Here is a 16,831-nt window from a genome sequence, read left to right on the forward strand (position 1 = left end):
TAGATAGGAAAGAAAGCATTTTACCTAGATTTATTTAGATATCTATGATAACAATAATTGGAAGTGGGAGGGTGGGCGCGGCGGCCGCCATAATTATGGGCTTAATGAAGATAGATACAAAGATCTTGCTTATTGATATTGTAAAGGGGTTGCCACAGGGCGAGGCGTTGGACATGAACCACATGAGTTCTATACTAGGGCTAGACGTAGAGTATGTGGGTTCCAACGAGTACAGGGACATGGAGGGGAGTGACCTGGTGGTAGTCACCGCTGGGCTCCCCAGAAAGCCCGGCATGACGAGGGAGCAGTTGCTAGAGGCAAACGCCAAGATAGTGGCGGAAATAGGCAGGGAGATTAGGAAATACGCGCCTAACTCCGTGGTGATATTAACCACAAACCCACTCGACGCCATGACGTATGTGATGTGGAAAGCCACAGGTTTCCCGAGAGAGCGAGTTATTGGCTTCAGCGGCGTCCTCGACGCGGGAAGACTCGCCTACTACGCGGCCAAGAAGCTGGGCGCCTCCCCCGCCTCAATACTGCCAATAGTCCTTGGCCAACACGGCGAGAGCATGTTCCCAGTGCCGAGCAAGAGCTTCCTCCACGGCGTTCCGCTCAGCAAGCTACTGACAGAGGAGCAGCTGAGGGAGGTAGTTGAGGACACCGTCAAGGCCGGCGCGAGGATAACCGAGTTGAGGGGCTTCTCCTCTAACTGGGGTCCCGGCGCCGGGCTTGCCATCATGGCAGAGGCTGTGAAGCGCGACGCCAAGAGATCGCTCATAGCCTCCGTCGTCCTACAGGGGGAGTACGGCGTACGCGACATACCCGTCGAGGTGCCTCTAATCCTCGGGAGAGGCGGAGTCGTAAAAATCCTAGAGGTGGAGCTCACAGAGGAGGAGAAACAGAAGTTTATGCAGAGCGTAGAGGCTGTGCGGAAGCTCGTGGCCTCAATCCCGCCGGCCTACCTCCAATAATTTTTTAACTACATCTTTACGTGACCTTCCGTGGACAAGGTTCTGTTTGAAGTCGCAGGTGAGAGGGGTAAGGTGGCGGTTTATGAAGACTCTGAGCTAGGCCACGTATTCGCCGTCATGCCGTTCAACGGAAAGGTGAATCCGACCATTTTAAGAGAGGTGAGAGAGATGACTCTTGATCCGTGGAGGTATGTAGAAGGGATAGGCTTCCTGCTAGACTTAACCGCATGGAGGCAGGAGTCCCAAGTCGATGTCGACGATATTAAGAACAAGGTTGAAGGTAAGTACAGAGAGATTATAGATCAGATATTCCAGTACCTCGAGACGGCCCCCTCTAAAACTGCCGAGGAGAAGAAGAGAGCTAAGAAGAAGAGGAAATCCAGGAAAAAAACCAAGAAGGCTAAGAAAGGAGGGAAGAAGAGGAGGCAAGCTTAATATATACTACTCGTTCATCAGCTCATGGCCGTCCCTATAGGAGGTCCAGAGGAGGTGCCTCATATCGAGGTTGATGAGGAGACTCAGGAAATAATTAAAGAGATGTTATCACAGATGGAGGGCTCGGTAGATATAAACTTCTTTACAAGTTCCAACTGCGCTGGGCGCGACACCAACTGGTGTGTCCCTACGGAGGAGTTACTAGACCTACTCGTGAAACTGGCGCCTCCAGGTAAGCTCAATGTCAAGAAGTACCACGCCGAGAGAGACATGGAGGCGTTTAAGAGGTTCGGAGTGGAGCCTCAGAGAGTCCCAGCGATATATTTCGGAGACGGGTTTATAAGGTACTGGGGGGCCCCCATGGGCGAGGAGGTGAGGGCCTTCATAGAGACTGTGGTTAGGCTCAGCACGGGGAAGACTGGATTGAGGCAGAAGACCAGGGCCGAGCTCTCGAATCTCGCCCAGAACGCGCCAAAGAGGGTATATATCTTAACTTTCGTCACGCCGAGTTGCCCCTACTGCCCATACGCGGCGTTGTTGGCCAATATGTTTGCTTTCGAAAGCAAGGGGAAGGTCGTGTCGGTGGTTGTAGAGGCTTATGAAAACCCGGATCTGGCAGATATGTACGGAGTAACTGGAGTCCCCACGGTGGTTCTACAGGCGGAGGACGCCGCCGTGGGAGATGTGGAGTTCGTCGGCGTGCCGCCGGAGCACGAGCTCCTGGCCCGTGTCAGGTACCACATGGGCCTCTCTTGATGAAAATAAGGCTTGCGACAAACAACCCCCATAAGCTCGCCGAGGTTTCTCAAATCCTCGCCCCCTTCGGCGTTGAAGTAGAGAGGCTGGACGCGGAGAAGGTAGAAATTCAACACGACGATGTGGAAGCCGTCGCGCGGAGAGCCGCAGAGCTCCTATGCAGTAGATACGGCGACTATGTAGCCGTGGAAGACACAGGCCTATATATAGAGGCTCTAGGCGGCTTCCCAGGGCCCTACGCCGAGTATGTCTACAGAACCATCGGCCTAGGCGGGGTTCTGAAACTCCTCAAAGGGGTGGCCAATCGGCGGGCGCTTTTTAAATGCGCAGTGGCTATATGTATAGGGGGTAGGGTCGAGGTTTTTACGGGGGAGGCCAGGGGCTACATTGCGAACGAGCCGAGGGGCCGCGGCGGGTTTGGATACGACCCGATCTTCATACCTGATGGCATGTCCCAAACCTTTGCAGAGCTCGGAGAAGAGGTGAAGAATAAAATTTCTCACAGAGCGAGGGCTTTCTCAGCGCTGGGGGCTTGGCTGACTAAAAAGAATTTATTTAAATAAGGCCGTTTGTAAAGTTGTGGATCTCTTCAGCAGACCTGTAATTGAGTTCGCCACAAAAAATGTAGTGACTGTAGGAGAGCGGGAGAAAGTCCTAAACGCGATGAAGACAATGGTAAGTCTCGACATTAGGAGGCTCCCCATTGTACGTGGAGATAAGCTAGTAGGCATAATAACAATGCTGGACATCTTAGATGCGATATATTCATGGGTTAGTGATAAAAACGCCGAGGGCTCTCTCTACAGCGACATCTATATGAAAAACGTGATTGAGATAGGCACGAGAAGTGTAGTTTCCGCCAGGCCCGAGACCCCAGTGGCTGAGGTGATTTCCCTCTTCCTAAGACACAACTTCGGATCTATGCCCATAGTCGACGAGGCCGGGAGGCTTTTGGGAATATTCACAGAGTGGGATGTGTTAAAAATCGCCTCCCAGCTAGACTTCCCGCACAGAGTTAGAGACGTGATGACGCGCATTATCTACGTCCTAACCCCGTACTCCACGGTGATGGACGTCCTGGAGGGGATCACCATTTACAAATTCAGACGGTACCCCATTGTAGACGAAAGCGGACGAGTTGTGTCAATGTTGCACGCCAAGGACGTCTTGAGGTACTTCGCAGACGATGAGACAGTTGAGAAAATACGCCAGGGGGCTGTCGAGGAGGTGGTAAACAACTACGTCATCAACATAGCCAAGTCCCCAATTTTCCTCACAAAGCCAAACGACCCGGTCATAGACGTTATTAGAAAGATGCTGGAATTTGACGTAGGTGGGGTCCCCGTGGTAAACGAAGAGGGCACAGCCGTGATCGGCATGGTTACAGAAAAGACCCTGATGCTTCTTTTTGAAGAGGGGGCGTAGTAGCAACACGCCCACGCCGCGGGTTTTTAGCACCTCCTTACGAGAGCCGCCGCCGACGTAGCGCACAGCCTTCGCCTTTGTGTCTTTTTCAACCTTTTTGGCATATGCCCAGGGCGGCGCATGTGGGTTCTAGGCGCATTAGGGCGTCTAGGGCGCTTCCGGTGAGGCGTATCCGTCTTTCTTCTCGGTCCCACTTCTCCACGCCTAGTGCTTTCAGCACCGCCGCCGTCCTCGCGTAGTCCGCCTCGTGTCCTCCCTCGGCGCCGGCGTGTATGTTGACGTAGCCGTAGACCCTGCCGCCGCTTTTAAAGAACCTGGCCTCCTTCTCCATAGCCGCCTCCCGCCCATCCTCCTCAACTTTTGCCTTTATCTTGACGACCAAGTGTTCCGTCTTTTCGCTCTTCTCTGTCCACGCCTTCACCTCCTCGACGCGTACCTTCATCCTCCTGCCCTCTACCTCGACCTCCTTCTCGACGGGCGGCTTTACGGAGCCCCACATCTCGCCTTCGCGGAAGTACTGCTCCAAGCGCCGGCGCACCTCCTCTCCCTTCGCCTCGGCCTCTTTTAGGAGCATTTCCTTCAGCCACTGCGCCCTCTCATCGCCGCGGCTGGCCAGCCAGCCGATGTATCTGAGGCCGTCTGCCGTTATGTGTACGAAGCCCCTCTCGCCCCCTCTCGGCTCTTTCGCTGTGAAGTGCACAACGCACCACTCCCCCTCGCAACTGTCCCTCATGCCCAGATCCCGCAGAAGCTTCACAGCTTTATTGTAGGACTCCGGGTCGCTGGGTTTGTACTCCACAAATACAGCGGCTTTTTTCTCAACGTCACTGAGAATCTTATGTCTCCCCACTCCGGCACGCCCCTCTCGAACTTCGCGGCGAGGCGTCTGTATGTCTGCGCTTCGATGGCGCCGGCCTCTCTGCACCGCTGAAGGAACTCCGCCACTGCCTTTCTGACCGCTTCGTGGACCGACTCAGCGGCGAGGGCGTTGGTGGTGACTACTATACGCCATTCAACGCGGCCGCCAACTTTCTTCACCTCAGCCCTCACCCCCACAGCCCTAAGCACTGCCGCCCTCCGCTCAGCCTCCTCGCGGTTGGTTGTGCGGAAGTGGAGCTCTACCATGTTACTCTCATGCAGGCTTATTGAGAACTCAGCCGCTACGCCGTCTGCCTCGACAACTAGCCTAGCCCTCGGCCTCTCGCCCTCTGTGGTGAAGTCCTTTATCCACGACTTGACCCTCTCCGCCTTAGCCATGTCAATCATCTTTACAACTTTAGAATAAATCTGTTCGTCGCTCTTCACTACCTCAAGCATAGGCTCAAGAGCCGCTAGATACGGCAAAGCATCCCGGGCGAACTTCACCGCCTCCCCGCCGTAAAGCCTTATGTAGACTGCTCTCTCGGCTTTTGTCATCTTCGGCTGGTACCCCAATCTCCTCAGCAGTGCGTTGTAGAGATCTGCCTTGTCCTCCGCCGACATCTTATCGCCCTTGCCGACGTACAGCGTAATCTCGTTTGCCCTCACAGTCCCGTCTCCCAGCACTGCGTGTAGGAGCATACCCACGGCGCGCTTCCTAGCCTCCTCACCGCCGCTCCCCGCCAGCTCTCTAAAGGCGTTTATTAGGGTGTGGAGTATGCGGGATTCCTTATCAAATACGGTGATCTCCGGCGCCTTGTTGGGCCACTCGCCGAGCCACTTCTCCAGCTTCTGCCCAAGGCGGTCGGGGTCGAGTTCGCGGCCGCCTATCCTAACCTCCCTCAAGCCCTCGACCACGAAGTCTATGACGGCCCTCCTCTCCTCAACGGACATGTTGGAAGCCGCCGAAAGCCTATCCCAAACCTCCTCGGCGTATTTACCGTGTAGCTCTACACGGTACACAGGCCTCAGCCCCTCGCTAGCCACATCAAAATACGGGACGTAGATCTTGACTGGCTTCCCCTCCCTCTCGCCGCGGCCCCAGTGTATCTCCTCCGCCCCTACGCCGAAGGCTGGGGGCTCGCAGGCGCCTTTCGGCGGCGCCTCGCGCCGGGCCGCGTCGCTAGGCGCTACAAACGTCTTGGCGCGGTGTCTTCAAGACATCGGCGCCGCGGCCTCTAGAGGCCTTTCTGGAACGGCTCTTCTCGATTTCGCCCATGGGGTCTGCGTTTAGAGTGGCGTACGACATCTGTGGGGGTAGCGGTTCATGTATTGAGACTATACACGGCGCTGTGAAGTGGGCCCTGGAGGGGGGCCTCGTGGTGGGTGTGGTTAAGCTGGCGGGCGGCTGGCTGGTGCCAACAAGCCAGCTCTAAAAGCCGCAGTCCTGATGTACAAAGCCGTGGCGGAGGGCGAGGGGGAGCTAGGAGTCAAGAAGAGAAGGGAGAAGGGCTACACCTCAGTACGTAAAGATGTGTAGCGTCGCAGACGCCGAAAAGCGGCTGGGAGGCGCCGGGTGGCGCGCCGGAGGGTTGGGCGAACTCCGATATACGGGCGTTGGGTTGTAGTCTGCCTCGCCGCTGTGGGTTGCTACAGTCGCCGGCAGAAGCCCATATGCTGGCGTAGCGGCGGCTTGCGCCAGCCCCCGCACGCCGCCTCAGAAGCGGGCTCTCCGCTACCTGCGTTTTGCGCCACGGCTCCATCCCCGGTTTACACCACGGCTACGGGCGCCGGGGGCTCCGCTGATTGTAAACGGAGCGGCGCGTCCCCCTACCCAGTTTACATCTCCCAACCGCTCGCCAGGTGTTTTTTCGCCGGATGTAAACGGGACAGTCTCGGCATGAAGCTAAAACGCCGCCCTCAGAAATCCCCATCAGAGCCGACGGCACCATGATGATTTCGATCACAGGTCTGCTGAAGAGGTCCATAACTTTACACATGGTCTTAATTTAATTACTAGCCAGCCAAGCCCCTAGCGCTGAGAGAGCCCTCGCTCTGTGAGAAATTAGACGCTAATGCTCCTTTTTGAAGAGGGAGCGTAGTAGCAACACACTCATTACAAGTAGTAGCGTCGCCGATGCGCTGGTTATCCCAGCCAGTATCCCCAGCAACGTGCTGGGTGCCGAAGCCACCGCTGGGTAGCCCGCTTCGCACTCTATATACAGCCCTTTGGTTTGGTATATCTCCACGGTGGGGGTTGCCGCCGCGGGTTTTAGCACATCTTTACGAGAGCCGCCGCCGACGTAGCACACAGCCCTCGCCTTTGGATCTTTCACAGCCACTACTGTGAAGTCGCTACCTGTTGAACACGCCACGTAGAATTTGGGCTGGTTAGGCCATGTACCCAACTGGCACTGTGGGTTGGAGTAGTCTATGCCGAAGACGGTATATGTGCCGTTGAAATACCAGGAGAGTCGCTTCTGAGGTAGAGCTACCTCGCTGCCGTTTATAGACAAGACGCTGTCTTTCGCAACTGCCTTGAAGGGGATCGTGCCGTTTACCACGAGCACCACGCTCTGCGCGGAGGCGAGGGCCACGGCCACTAGCAGGATCAAGGCGCCTCTAGGCATGTAGGACGGTGTTAGATAATTTAATAAACCTTATGCATTGCGTGGTTTTTCATCTACTTCACCCCGCCGTGAGGGAGGCGTTGAGAGAGAGGGGGATAGAGGAGCCGACCGAGCCTCAGATGAAGGCGATACCCGAGGTGCTGGCTGGCAACAACGTCCTCATAATAGCCCCCACGGGCAGTGGGAAAACCGAGGCGGCTCTGTTGCCTATACTTTCTATGATGCTTACGACGGGTCTGGAGAACGCCGGGATTTATGTGCTCTACATAACTCCGCTTAGGGCGCTTAATAGAGATCTGCTGGAGAGGATTAGGTGGTGGGGCGAGAGGCTTGGGCTGAGGGTGGACGTGAGGCACGGCGATACTGACAAGGCTGATAGGCAGAGGCAGAGCAAGACGCCGCCTCACATATTGATAACGACGCCCGAGATGCTCCAAGCCATCATGACTGGGAGGAGGCTGTTGAGCCACTTGAAGGAGTTGCGGTGGGTCATAGTCGACGAGGTTCACGAGCTGGCTGAGGACAAGCGGGGGGTCCAGCTGAGCCTCGCGCTTGAGCGGCTGAGGTACCACGTGGGTAGGGACTTCCAGATAGTGGGGCTCTCGGCCACCGTAGGTAGCCCCGTGGAGGTGGCGAAGTTCTTAATCGGGGCTGACAGGCCCTTTAAGATCGTGATGGTCAGCGTCACTAGGTACATGAAGCTCGACGTTGTGAGGCCTAGGCCAAAGGAGGAGGACGTGAAGCTGGCGGAGGCCTCCAGCCTGTTTCCAGACGTCGTGGCTCGGTTGCGGCTGATAAAAAGGCTTGTGGAGGAGAACCGTAGCACGTTGATTTTTGTCAATACGAGAAGCATGGCGGAGCTCCTCGGGTTCCGGCTCTCATACCTCTTCCCCGACCTGCCGGCCGCAGTTCACCACTCCTCGCTGTCAAAAATGGTGAGGGTTTCGGTGGAGGAGAGGTTGAGGAGGGGTGAGTTGAAGGCTGTGGTGGCCACCTCCAGCCTAGAGCTGGGTATCGACATCGGGCACGTGGATTTGGTAATTCAGTACATCTCTCCCCACCAGGTGACGCGGCTTCTACAGAGGGTGGGAAGAAGCGGGCACAGACTGACCGCGGTGCCGAAGGGGGTTGTGATAGGGGAAGACGTCAACGACGTCATGGAGGCGGCTGTCATCGTCAAAATGGCCAGGAGCGGCTTCATAGAGCCGACGCAGATACCCAACAAGCCCTACGACGTATTGGTGAACCAAGTAGTGGCGTTTTTAATACTAAAGCCGCGGTGGAAGCTTGAAGAGCTCTACGGCGTCATAAAGAAGGCGTATCCATATAGAGACCTCGCGCTGGACGAGCTGAGGAGGGTGGTGAAATTTATGCAAGACCTCTATCCGAGGCTGGCTGTGTATTTTGAGGACAGCGACACCGTGGCGAGGCCGAGGGGGCGCGGCTTCTACCGCTACTTCTACGAGACCCTGTCTATGATACCTGACGAGAGGCAGTACGCAGTTATAAACGCCCAGACGGGCGAGCTCGTCGGCGCCCTCGACGAGTCGTTCGTGGCTGAGTACGGCAACGTGGGGGTGAAGTTCATATTCAGAGGCAGGCCCTGGCTTATTACAGCCGTCGAGGATAGGAGCATCAAGGTGGTGGAGGTCTCAGACCCCTCCGGCGCCATACCGAGCTGGATAGGCGAGGAGATACCTGTGCCATTTGAAGTGGCGCAGGAAGTTGGAAAGTTGCGGAGGATGGCCAGGAATGGGCTTGATTATGGGGCCATAGCGGAGGAGTACGGCATAAACGAGGAGACGGCCAGGTTTATTGTAGAGGAGATGGAGAAGCACCGGGGGCCTCTGCCCGACGAGAGGACGGTCGTGGTGGAGCAGTACAGAGACAACGTGGTTATTGTACACGCCGCTTTCGGCACGCTGGTCAACAGAGCACTTGGCAAACTTCTGGGCGAGTTGTTGATAAAAGTTCTGGAGAGACCCGTCGGCGTCCACCAAGACCCCTACGGGGTGATAATACAGTCCGCAGACAAGCTCCCGGCGGAGCTCGTCGTCTCGCAGATTCGTAAACTCTCCTCAATGGATGTGAGAGAGCTCGCTGAGTTGATAAAGTCGGCGTTGGTGAAATCCGGCTCGTTTAAACGCAGAATTCTCCACGTGGCTAAGAGAATGGGGGCCGTGGACAAGGAGGCAGACGTCTACAACATCAGCATGTCGAAGCTGGTCGACGCGTTTAGCGGAACGCCCGTTTTTGACGAGGCTTTGAGAGAGGCGCTTGAGAAAGACCTAGACCTTTCGCACACTGTGGAGATCCTCCAGAGGATAAAGACGGGCGAGATCTCGGTGGTCTACACAGCGGCGCCGACATACCTAGGCGACGTCCTCTACGAGAAGCTGTCCCATAGGCTGGAGATTATACCGCCCGAGAGGCTGAGGAGGCTGGTGCTAGACAGCGCAAAAGCCAGGTTGCTAAACTACGCCATGTTAGCCGTGTGTCTAGAATGCGGGTGGTACGGCATGGTGCGCGTCGGCGAGGTCAACGAAGTGGCATGCCCCAGATGCGGCGGCAACAACATAGGAGTCGTGCGCGTGGTGCGTAGCGACAACCTGGAGAGGGAGGTCCGGCGCAACTACGAAGAGGTGAAGAAGACCGCCGAGATTCTGCGCAGACACGGCTGGGCTGGGTTGTACGCACTAGCCTCGCGTCTGCCTATCGAGGCCGTGGAGAGCCTGCTGGCGGAGGCCGACGGAGCCGATATCAACAGCTTAACCGAGAAGATACAGGAGATGGAGAAGGAGTATCTAAAACAGAGACTTCTTGAATAGGCGGCGTAGGTAGGAGGCGTAGAGATCACCTCTGCCGAACTGCGCCAAGTCTCGCCTCACGTACTCCGCCGCCTTTTCTGCATCCATAGCTACCACCTCCCCGTCTTTGTATATCGAGAGCGGCGGCACGTCTCTATCCACAACGCCGTAGAGATGGGAAAGCGGACCTATGAACCTCCCCCCGTATATCAAGGTGCCTATCGCCGTTTTGACAAACTCGCCGATTACGGGCCCGAGCTTCCTGTAGCTCTTCGACGTGTACGAGGGCCTTATCAGCCCCAGAGTGTTTTTTAGGTTAGACACGTTGGTCCCAGCTCCGAAGTTTACAAAGGGGGATACGTAGGAGTCGCCGAGATACCCGCCGTGTTGCTTACGGGTGTAGGCGTCTAAGACTGCGTTCTTGACCTCGTCCCTGGCCTTGGAGTCGTAGTACAAAACGGTGCCCGGCCGGACGTAGGTAAACGGGAGTACTGCGGACGACGGCCCCACGACCACAGGCCCCTCGATATAAGTGTGCTCGTACACCCTCCCCCTGATGTAGGCGTCGCCGCGCACGTCGCCCCTCACGTCGCCTCTAACCAACTCCACTCCGAGGTCCCTCAGCCGTGCAAGCGCAGTCTGCATAATTTCCACGTTGTTCTCTATGATATCTGCAAGAGATTCAAGAGGCGTGGCCATCTGCTCCGCCCCGCCTAGATTAATTCGGGTACTTCCACAAACCAAATTCCTCGTCTTAAGTAGATGAGGCACGCAGCCAACCTCCACCTTAGGGACGTCGTGAGGTATGCCCTCTCTAATTTCAAATCTGCAACCCTCTAGTATAAGTGGGAGGTCTATCTTCTCCTCTACGTATATGACCACCTTCCCCGCCTCGCACAGCGACAGCGCCGCCAGCTCCACGAGCCTAAACCCACCAGCGATTAAGTACGGCGGCGGCGCCGCGAGCTCAGGCGCGATGGAGCCGGTCAAGGCGATCTCCATGAATAGACTTATTAACACGTTTTTAAAAAGTGGCGGGGCGATGATCGAAAAAGCCGTGAAAAAGATCCTGGGGATAGAAGACGCGCCTAAGTGGCTGGAGAGAGAGGTGTTGAGAAAAGTGGAAGAGGGCCTAGACGTGGACAGCGCCGTGAGCTACCTAGCCCCGTTAATTACGGAGGTGCACAGAACAAACCTCGCCAAGTTCCGACCCGGCGGCGCCAGCATTAGGAAGGCATCGGTTTTTCTAACGGCGGAGTTGATAGAGCGTCTAGGCTACCACGCCGAGTTCATAGAGCTGTTCGGCTCCACGCTCCCCGCCGCGGCGAGGGGCGGGGGGACGTACACACCTGTGGTGCCTATTTTCGACAAGAAGAGGAAGTCGCAGTACCTCGCATCCAAAAGCAGGAAATACATGCGTAGCGTTATACAAATCACAACCACGCCAGACGCGGAGGGCGTATTAGCCGAGGTGGTCAAGACGCAGAAGCCGCCCTACTACTACCTATACACATCGGCAAACGTCGGGAAGCTCATCGAAGACTCGGTGCCCATCTCAGCCACTGTAAACAAAAAATTCAGAGACCTCTACTTCTACTGGAGGTTGTTCAGAGAGCGCGGCTTCCTTGTGCTCGTGGGGAGGGAGATCGGCGGCGTGTCGGTGGACATCCTCGCCGTGGGACTCGGCAAATACGTCGTGGTAACCGGCGCAAACTCCAAGAAGTTAAATAGGTTAAAGAAGGTGGTAGATGCGGTTTACCTCGTCTGAGCCGCGGCTTTCCTCCTCTCTCTGATTCTGGCCACCTCCTTCTCGATGAGGGAGAGGTGGAAGCCGAGCTCCTCAATGGCGAATTTCTTAGCCACCTCCCTCCCGTACTTAACAAGCTCCTCCGCCTCCTCCAGCCTCTTCTTCCTCACCTTCTCATACGCAGTATACACGACGCACTCAACCAGCTTCTCCCTGAACTCAAGAGCTTTAGCGGAGTTCCCCTCCTTCTCCGCCCACATAATGAGCCTCTCCCACTTGCCACAGATAGGCATAGCGCCAACTCAAAACACGGTTAATAAAGTTTACTCAATTACAGACAACTGAGCCTTGAGCCTCATAAGCTTCATGTACTCCTCCTCCATCCCCAGCCTCTTAGCCGTCTTCAAAGCCCTGGCAAGCTTCTTATTCAGCTTCATAGCTATTTCGGGATTCCTAGGAATGACCCCAGCCCTTACCTTTCTCAAGTAGTCCTCCACGTCTCTAATTATAGACGCCACCTCGTCTACAGCCAGCTCGAAATCCACGTCGTCTACAGATGAGGTTTTCTGCACATTCACCGTGAGGACAATAGGCTCCACCACGACCCTCTCCCTAGGCCTCTCTATGTTGTACTTGCCCAGAAGGTAGCCAGCTATGAGGTAGCGGACTAGTTCAGAAACCCCATCGAGACCCTCCCTCTTCGCCAGCTCCTCCAGCACAGACTTCACCTTTCTGTGCACCCTTACGGATACAATCGCGCCCTCCTTGTCCGGCGCCCTGAACAAGTCGTTGTACGTCAAGTCAAATTCCCTAACCTGGCCGCTCATATCTCAAAAACTCCCAGAGTTATATACCCCAAACGCCTAAATTCAATATTTACACCAACTTGGATACACCCACTCCACGGGGTAGCCATTGCCCTTATAAATCACGTTTTTTAAACCCCCAGCAAAACGCCGCCGTGTTGGAGCTGTTGGTAATAATACCCTTCGTGCTTCTCGCCGCGGCGGGCCTCGCCAGGGAGTACAGCTTCTGGAAGGGGGGAGGCGGGGGACATGTACAGACCTGTAGAAAAATCAGCGTGGTGATCCCCATGAGGGGGGTCCATGCAGCCACCGAAGAAAATCTGAGGGCGTTGACCTCGCAGAAGGTAAGCACAGAGGTTGAGTACGTTTTCGTCGTAGACTCGGCGGCGGATCCCGCCTATGAGGTCGCCAAGAGATACGGGAGGGTTCTCCACAGCGAGGGCGAGGGGAAGAGCGCCGCCCTGGCCACCGCGCTTAGGAAAGCAACCGGCGACTGCATAGTATTTGCAGACGACGACATCAGGCCGGGGCCGCATTGGCTCGAGGAGATGACGGCGCCGCTCTCCAGCTACACAGCAGTGACCACCTACCGCTGGTACCTCGGAAGAGGCCTCTGCCACAAGGTGAGGCTGGCCATCAGCAACATGGGGTTCCCAGCGATGCTAGACAGGAGATCAAGGTTTGTGTGGGGAGGCTCCACGGCCTTTAGGAGGGACTTCGCCGAGAAGACAAGGCTCGCCGACAGACTGCCTAGATACGTAAGCGACGACTACGCGGTGTACTCAGCCATTAAGGAGTACGGAGGCGGGATCTGGTTCGCAAAAGGCGCCATAGCCCCCACGCCGGACCCGGACTGCAAACTGGGCGAGGCATTCTGGTGGGGAGTTAGACAGATCCTAATGGTAAAATGGCACGCCCCCGCGGGGTGGTACGCCGGGCTTGTTATATACACGCTGGGCTTCCTACTCTCCGTGGCGCTACCGGCGGCCGGCCTCCTAACTGGCGACAGATGGCTACTCGCCGGGCTCGCCCTCCACCCAATTAATCTGCTTAAAGACGCCGTGAGGGCGCGGGGCGTGAGGAAACACGCCGGCGTGCCGATCAGCCCCGCCACAGTAGTCGCGACGTGGGCAGTGGGCAACTTCGTAATCCCACTCGCAGTGTGGACCTCTGCGTTTGTCAAGTGCGTCAGCTGGAGGGGGAGGAGGATATGCCGGCAATAGACTACTCTGCTCTGTGGGCCGTCATAAAAACTATTTTCCACGCGGCGGCATCTATACTGGCCGCGCCGGGCCTCGGCGAGGCGGGCGGCCGGGTCATGGCCGCGCTTCTATTCGCCGCGCTATTCTTCATATCGGGGGCGTTTAAAAAGACGCGGAGGGTAGTGGGGCCTCTACTGGCGATAGCCATCATAATTTCAATACTCCTAGCGCTGGTGTAGCCCCACCTAAGACGTCACGGGCCCCTGCCTCACAGCTACGCCGCGACGAGACAAACCTGTCACAGATCCACAGCCCCAGTATACGTCAAGGCCGTCGCTGAGATTAAGACAACGGGCCCTACATCAGTTACCCACGCGGCCGTGGAGAAGGAGGCAAGATTCTATAAAAAGGGACGAGTCAGCGTGCTACGCAGTCATACACGCCGGCGCTGAGGGCGGACTCGAGGCAGACTACACGAGAACAGCCACAGTGCTGAAGACGCTGGGAGTAGACAAGTGAACCAGAAAAGAAAAACAGATACTACTCACCGGAGGCGCACTAGACGCCCTCATGCGCCTAGAGCTCATATACGCCGCCATAGGCCAATGCCAAAAAACTTAAAAACACGTACTGTATATGTAAAGGGGCCCGTAGCTCAGCCCGGTTAGAGCGGCGGGCTTTTAAAGGGCTACGGCCCGGGTAACCCGTAGGTCGTGGGTTCGAATCCCACCGGGCCCGCCAGTATTTCCGTGTCATCTGATATGGGAACGTTCGCGCCTTCGCCCTCTGTAGATCTCTAGGCCTGGCTGTGGTGCGCCTTTGGCTCTGTGCCGGGTGGCGAGTTGGCTGAGGTGGAGAAGATCTTTTCGGCGCTGTCGGAGGCTTTGTACAGAGCGATGACGAAGGCTATGCCTAGGACGGCTGAGGCTATTGGGATGGGGGACAGGACGGCGCCTAGCACGTGTAGCCAAGCCACGACGCCGAAAGTCCCCACTCCCGTGTCGGCCTCCAGTTGACTCCATACCTTAAACCAGAAGATCCCCAGGGCTACGCCGATGAGCCACGTCAACGCCGCGAGGCCGCCGGGTATCTCCAGCGTGGCGGCCGGCACCCCCGCCATCACCGTGGCCGCGAGGTGCAGTACGTAGATCGCTAAGCCCAGCCCGGCGGCCAGCGTGAAAATTATGCCGGCGAGGAGGAGGGAGGAGGCGTAGCCGTACAAGTTGCTTTCGAAATTTTTCTGTAGCTTTGTAAAAGCCTTCCACATCAGATACAGGGGGTAGGCGGAAGCTGCGGCGACGGCGACAAGCCACGCGGCCAGCGCATACGGCGAGAGGAAGATGACGACAGCTGAGGGCAGGGCGAAGAGGAGGACTAGAAAGCCTATGACTAACGCCTTCTTTATCAACCAAAAAGCGTCTGCAACCTCCCCATAGTCCATGTACATACCTACTCGGGTATAAATTTGATGTGCCCCAGCCGGCGCGGACGGCTATATTTATAAGTAGACCCCTCTGCATCAGTGTGTGGTGGCGGGTCTTCCTTGCCGCCGCCGTGTTGGCCGCGTTGATAGCCGCCGCTGAGGTTAAGTGGGCGGTCTTTTCCAACCCGAGCGGCGGCCCGGATCTTCCGTGGGGGCTGTGCCTCGCTGGCGGCTACGTCTACGTGGTGGGGTACGAATATGGGGCTCTGGGCGGCGGGAGGTGGCGCGTCGAGAGGCGCGACGCAACTGACGGGAGGCTTGTGGGCGTGTGGACGTGGGACCCCACGCCGCTGGACGATTGGCCCACTTCGTGCGTCGCCGCAGGGGGCCGGATCTACGTGGTGGGGCACGCGGGCGGCAGGTGGGCGCTGGCGGTGCTAGACGCAGACCTCAAGCCCCTGGCGCAGTTGATGGAGGAGGTGGAAGGCGCCGCGTACTCCGCGGCGGCGGACTGGCTGTACCTCTACGTGGCCGGCTACGAGAAGGTAAATGAGCGTGACTGGCAGTGGCGTGTCGAGAAGAGGCGCCTCGGCGACCTCTCCCTAGCGGCCGTCTACACGTCTAACCCCACCAGCTACGGCGACATGGCGAAGGGCATCGGCGTCGACCCGGCCACGGGCCGTCTGTGGGTCGTGGGGAGCGCCCTAGACATCTGGTGGGTGGAGATACTAGACAGAGAGCTACGGCGGGTCAAGGCGCGGGCGCTGGGCGGCTGGTTCGGCCCCGCGGTGGGCGTGGCATTCGACGGCGTGGGCAACGCCTACGTCTACGGCGTAGGCGGCGTCGTCAAGTTTGGCGCAGAGGGGGAGCCTATCTCCGAGGCAAGGATACGGGACCCCACCGGGGCCGTGTACGCAGGTGGTCGGCTCTACGTCGTCGCTCTGGACGGCGGGTACAGGTTGGCTGTCTACGGCCCCAGCTACGGCTCCCTACTGGCCAAAATCAACGAGACCGACCTAACGCCCCAGTTGTTGAGACGTGTATACGTAGGCGAGGCCCCCTACAGAGTTATCCACCAGAGGGCCGCCTACGAGAGAGGCGTCGTGTACGCCGCCGTGGAGGCCGGGGTCTTTTCAGACGTCGGCTGGCTCATACTCTCCATCTCGCTGACGGCCCCCGTCACGGTTGCTGTGGTGGACGGCTCAGGAGCCCCGCGGGACTGGCTGGTAGAGGTGCTGGACCCGGCGGGTGCGGTGGTGGCCACAGGCAGGGGAAGGGTGGAGGCCCAGCTGTTGCCCGGGGAGAACTACACAGCCAGGGTCCACGGCCCGTGGCTGTACAACGCCACCTTCACAGCCGCCGAGGGCTACGTGGCTATCCAAGTCCCCACCGCGGTGGTGGAGGTGGCCGTGGTCGACGGCCGGCCTGCGGGGCCGCGCGTAGTGGTGCTCCGCGGCCCCGTGGAGATCAGCCTAGACGCCCCAGGAAGGTCTGAGGTGCCCGCTGGGAGGTATACTGTCGAGGTATACGCCGGCGGGAGAGCCGTCAAGGAGGCGGTGGAGCTGAAGCCCGGAGAGACGCACGTTATTGTGATCACGGCGCCAGAGGAGCGGAGGACATTTGCATACCTGCTTGCCGCGGCGTTGCTGACTGCCATCTCCGTGCTGTATGTCGGGATGCGGAGAGCCACAAGACGCGGCGGTTGACCACAAGCTACCTGCTCATCTACTTTCAAATCCGCCGGGCGCACGGGACGAGGCGTACGGGA

General features: G+C 57.5%; 18 protein-coding genes and 1 tRNA gene. 12 read left to right on the plus strand and 7 right to left on the minus strand.

What is annotated here, in order from left to right:
• Window positions 1-44 precede the first annotated feature (44 nt).
• From mdh to P186_RS02345, 5 genes are read left to right on the plus strand one after another with little or no spacing between them, the layout of a single operon-like run.
• The gene (gene mdh / locus P186_RS02325; protein WP_014287780.1) at window positions 45-974 is read left to right on the plus strand and encodes an NAD-dependent malate dehydrogenase; all 930 of its coding nucleotides are present in this window, start codon (window positions 45-47) and stop codon (window positions 972-974) included.
• A gap of 30 nt (window positions 975-1,004) precedes the next feature.
• The gene (locus tag P186_RS02330; protein WP_014287781.1) at window positions 1,005-1,409 is read left to right on the plus strand and encodes a hypothetical protein; all 405 of its coding nucleotides are present in this window, start codon (window positions 1,005-1,007) and stop codon (window positions 1,407-1,409) included.
• 24 nt (window positions 1,410-1,433) lie between these two features.
• A complete protein-coding gene (pdo, locus tag P186_RS02335) occupies window positions 1,434-2,165 on the plus strand; it encodes a protein disulfide oxidoreductase (RefSeq protein ID WP_014287782.1) in 732 nt (243 codons plus the stop codon).
• On the plus strand, window positions 2,165-2,728 hold the full coding sequence (locus P186_RS02340; protein ID WP_014287783.1) for an XTP/dITP diphosphatase: 564 nt from the start codon (window positions 2,165-2,167) through the stop codon (window positions 2,726-2,728). The genes pdo and P186_RS02340 overlap by 1 nt, the downstream gene beginning before the upstream one ends.
• 16 nt (window positions 2,729-2,744) lie before the next feature.
• The gene (locus P186_RS02345) at window positions 2,745-3,590 is read left to right on the plus strand and encodes a CBS domain-containing protein (protein WP_014287784.1); all 846 of its coding nucleotides are present in this window, start codon (window positions 2,745-2,747) and stop codon (window positions 3,588-3,590) included.
• Window positions 3,591-3,678: 88 nt separating this feature from the next.
• Here P186_RS02345 and P186_RS14190 read toward each other — a convergent pair whose 3' ends face one another.
• Window positions 3,679-4,389: a hypothetical protein gene (locus P186_RS14190; RefSeq protein WP_237179447.1), complete on the minus strand. Its 711-nt coding sequence runs from the start codon at window positions 4,387-4,389 to the stop codon at window positions 3,679-3,681.
• Window positions 4,344-5,495, minus strand: a complete 1,152-nt coding sequence (locus tag P186_RS14195) for a PaRep2b protein (protein WP_014287786.1) — start codon at window positions 5,493-5,495, stop codon at window positions 4,344-4,346. Before P186_RS14195 ends, P186_RS14190 begins: the two co-directional genes overlap by 46 nt.
• 230 nt (window positions 5,496-5,725) lie before the next feature.
• On the opposite strand from P186_RS14195, the gene P186_RS14200 reads away from it, so the two are divergent.
• Window positions 5,726-5,884 carry a hypothetical protein gene (locus P186_RS14200; RefSeq protein WP_014287788.1) on the plus strand — a complete coding sequence of 53 codons (159 nt, stop codon included), beginning with the start codon at window positions 5,726-5,728 and terminating at the stop codon, window positions 5,882-5,884.
• A gap of 636 nt (window positions 5,885-6,520) precedes the next feature.
• On the opposite strand, the gene P186_RS02360 is transcribed toward P186_RS14200, so the two are convergent.
• The gene (locus tag P186_RS02360) at window positions 6,521-7,078 is read right to left on the minus strand and encodes a hypothetical protein (protein WP_014287789.1); all 558 of its coding nucleotides are present in this window, start codon (window positions 7,076-7,078) and stop codon (window positions 6,521-6,523) included.
• 41 nt (window positions 7,079-7,119) lie between these two features.
• Between P186_RS02360 and P186_RS02365 the strand changes: the two genes are divergently transcribed.
• Entirely contained in the window at window positions 7,120-9,906 is a 2,787-nt protein-coding gene (locus P186_RS02365) for a DEAD/DEAH box helicase (RefSeq protein WP_014287790.1), read from the plus strand.
• Here P186_RS02365 and P186_RS02370 read toward each other — a convergent pair.
• Window positions 9,883-10,887, minus strand: coding sequence for a sugar phosphate transferase (locus P186_RS02370; RefSeq protein ID WP_014287791.1), 1,005 nt, complete (start codon window positions 10,885-10,887; stop codon window positions 9,883-9,885). The two genes, P186_RS02365 and P186_RS02370, sit on opposite strands and share 24 nt — an antisense overlap.
• A 40-nt stretch (window positions 10,888-10,927) precedes the next feature.
• On the opposite strand from P186_RS02370, the gene P186_RS02375 reads away from it, so the two are divergent.
• Entirely contained in the window at window positions 10,928-11,653 is a 726-nt protein-coding gene (locus tag P186_RS02375; RefSeq protein ID WP_148683144.1) for a hypothetical protein, read from the plus strand.
• Here P186_RS02375 and P186_RS02380 read toward each other — a convergent pair.
• On the minus strand, window positions 11,641-11,925 hold the full coding sequence (locus P186_RS02380) for a hypothetical protein (RefSeq protein ID WP_014287793.1): 285 nt from the start codon (window positions 11,923-11,925) through the stop codon (window positions 11,641-11,643). The two genes, P186_RS02375 and P186_RS02380, sit on opposite strands and share 13 nt — an antisense overlap.
• Before the next feature lie 30 nt (window positions 11,926-11,955).
• The gene (locus P186_RS02385; RefSeq protein WP_014287794.1) at window positions 11,956-12,459 is read right to left on the minus strand and encodes a ribbon-helix-helix protein, CopG family; all 504 of its coding nucleotides are present in this window, start codon (window positions 12,457-12,459) and stop codon (window positions 11,956-11,958) included.
• 134 nt (window positions 12,460-12,593) lie between these two features.
• On the opposite strand from P186_RS02385, the gene P186_RS02390 reads away from it, so the two are divergent.
• The 3 genes from P186_RS02390 (at window position 12,594) to P186_RS02400 (ending at window position 14,381) form a co-directional block, all read left to right on the plus strand.
• On the plus strand, window positions 12,594-13,661 hold the full coding sequence (locus P186_RS02390) for a glycosyltransferase family 2 protein (protein ID WP_014287795.1): 1,068 nt from the start codon (window positions 12,594-12,596) through the stop codon (window positions 13,659-13,661).
• On the plus strand, window positions 13,649-13,879 hold the full coding sequence (locus P186_RS02395) for a hypothetical protein (protein WP_014287796.1): 231 nt from the start codon (window positions 13,649-13,651) through the stop codon (window positions 13,877-13,879). The genes P186_RS02390 and P186_RS02395 overlap by 13 nt, the downstream gene beginning before the upstream one ends.
• A gap of 405 nt (window positions 13,880-14,284) precedes the next feature.
• A tRNA-Lys gene (locus P186_RS02400) sits at window positions 14,285-14,381 on the plus strand.
• 55 nt (window positions 14,382-14,436) lie between these two features.
• Here P186_RS02400 and P186_RS02405 read toward each other — a convergent pair.
• Window positions 14,437-15,087: a hypothetical protein gene (locus P186_RS02405; RefSeq protein WP_014287797.1), complete on the minus strand. Its 651-nt coding sequence runs from the start codon at window positions 15,085-15,087 to the stop codon at window positions 14,437-14,439.
• 77 nt (window positions 15,088-15,164) lie between these two features.
• On the opposite strand from P186_RS02405, the gene P186_RS02410 reads away from it, so the two are divergent.
• On the plus strand, window positions 15,165-16,769 hold the full coding sequence (locus tag P186_RS02410; RefSeq protein WP_014287798.1) for an NHL repeat-containing protein: 1,605 nt from the start codon (window positions 15,165-15,167) through the stop codon (window positions 16,767-16,769).
• Window positions 16,770-16,831: the final 62 nt, after the last annotated feature.

Origin of the sequence: Pyrobaculum ferrireducens, assembly GCF_000234805.1 — an archaeon.
GTDB lineage: Archaea > Thermoproteota > Thermoprotei > Thermoproteales > Thermoproteaceae > Pyrobaculum > Pyrobaculum ferrireducens.

What these genes read in the sequence shown, in the direction of transcription:
- mdh (WP_014287780.1), top strand. Translation starts at nt 45, where the DNA reads ATGATAACAATAATTGGAAGTGGGAGGGTGGGCGCGGCGGCCGCCATA.
- pdo (WP_014287782.1), top strand. Translation starts at nt 1,434, where the DNA reads ATGGCCGTCCCTATAGGAGGTCCAGAGGAGGTGCCTCATATCGAGGTT.
- P186_RS02340 (WP_014287783.1), top strand. Translation starts at nt 2,165, where the DNA reads ATGAAAATAAGGCTTGCGACAAACAACCCCCATAAGCTCGCCGAGGTT.
- P186_RS14200 (WP_014287788.1), top strand. Translation starts at nt 5,726, where the DNA reads ATGGGGTCTGCGTTTAGAGTGGCGTACGACATCTGTGGGGGTAGCGGT.
- P186_RS02360 (WP_014287789.1), bottom strand. Translation starts at nt 7,078, where the DNA reads ATGCCTAGAGGCGCCTTGATCCTGCTAGTGGCCGTGGCCCTCGCCTCC.
- P186_RS02370 (WP_014287791.1), bottom strand. Translation starts at nt 10,887, where the DNA reads ATGGAGATCGCCTTGACCGGCTCCATCGCGCCTGAGCTCGCGGCGCCG.
- P186_RS02375 (WP_148683144.1), top strand. Translation starts at nt 10,928, where the DNA reads ATGATCGAAAAAGCCGTGAAAAAGATCCTGGGGATAGAAGACGCGCCT.
- P186_RS02380 (WP_014287793.1), bottom strand. Translation starts at nt 11,925, where the DNA reads ATGCCTATCTGTGGCAAGTGGGAGAGGCTCATTATGTGGGCGGAGAAG.
- P186_RS02385 (WP_014287794.1), bottom strand. Translation starts at nt 12,459, where the DNA reads ATGAGCGGCCAGGTTAGGGAATTTGACTTGACGTACAACGACTTGTTC.
- P186_RS02395 (WP_014287796.1), top strand. Translation starts at nt 13,649, where the DNA reads ATGCCGGCAATAGACTACTCTGCTCTGTGGGCCGTCATAAAAACTATT.
- P186_RS02405 (WP_014287797.1), bottom strand. Translation starts at nt 15,087, where the DNA reads ATGTACATGGACTATGGGGAGGTTGCAGACGCTTTTTGGTTGATAAAG.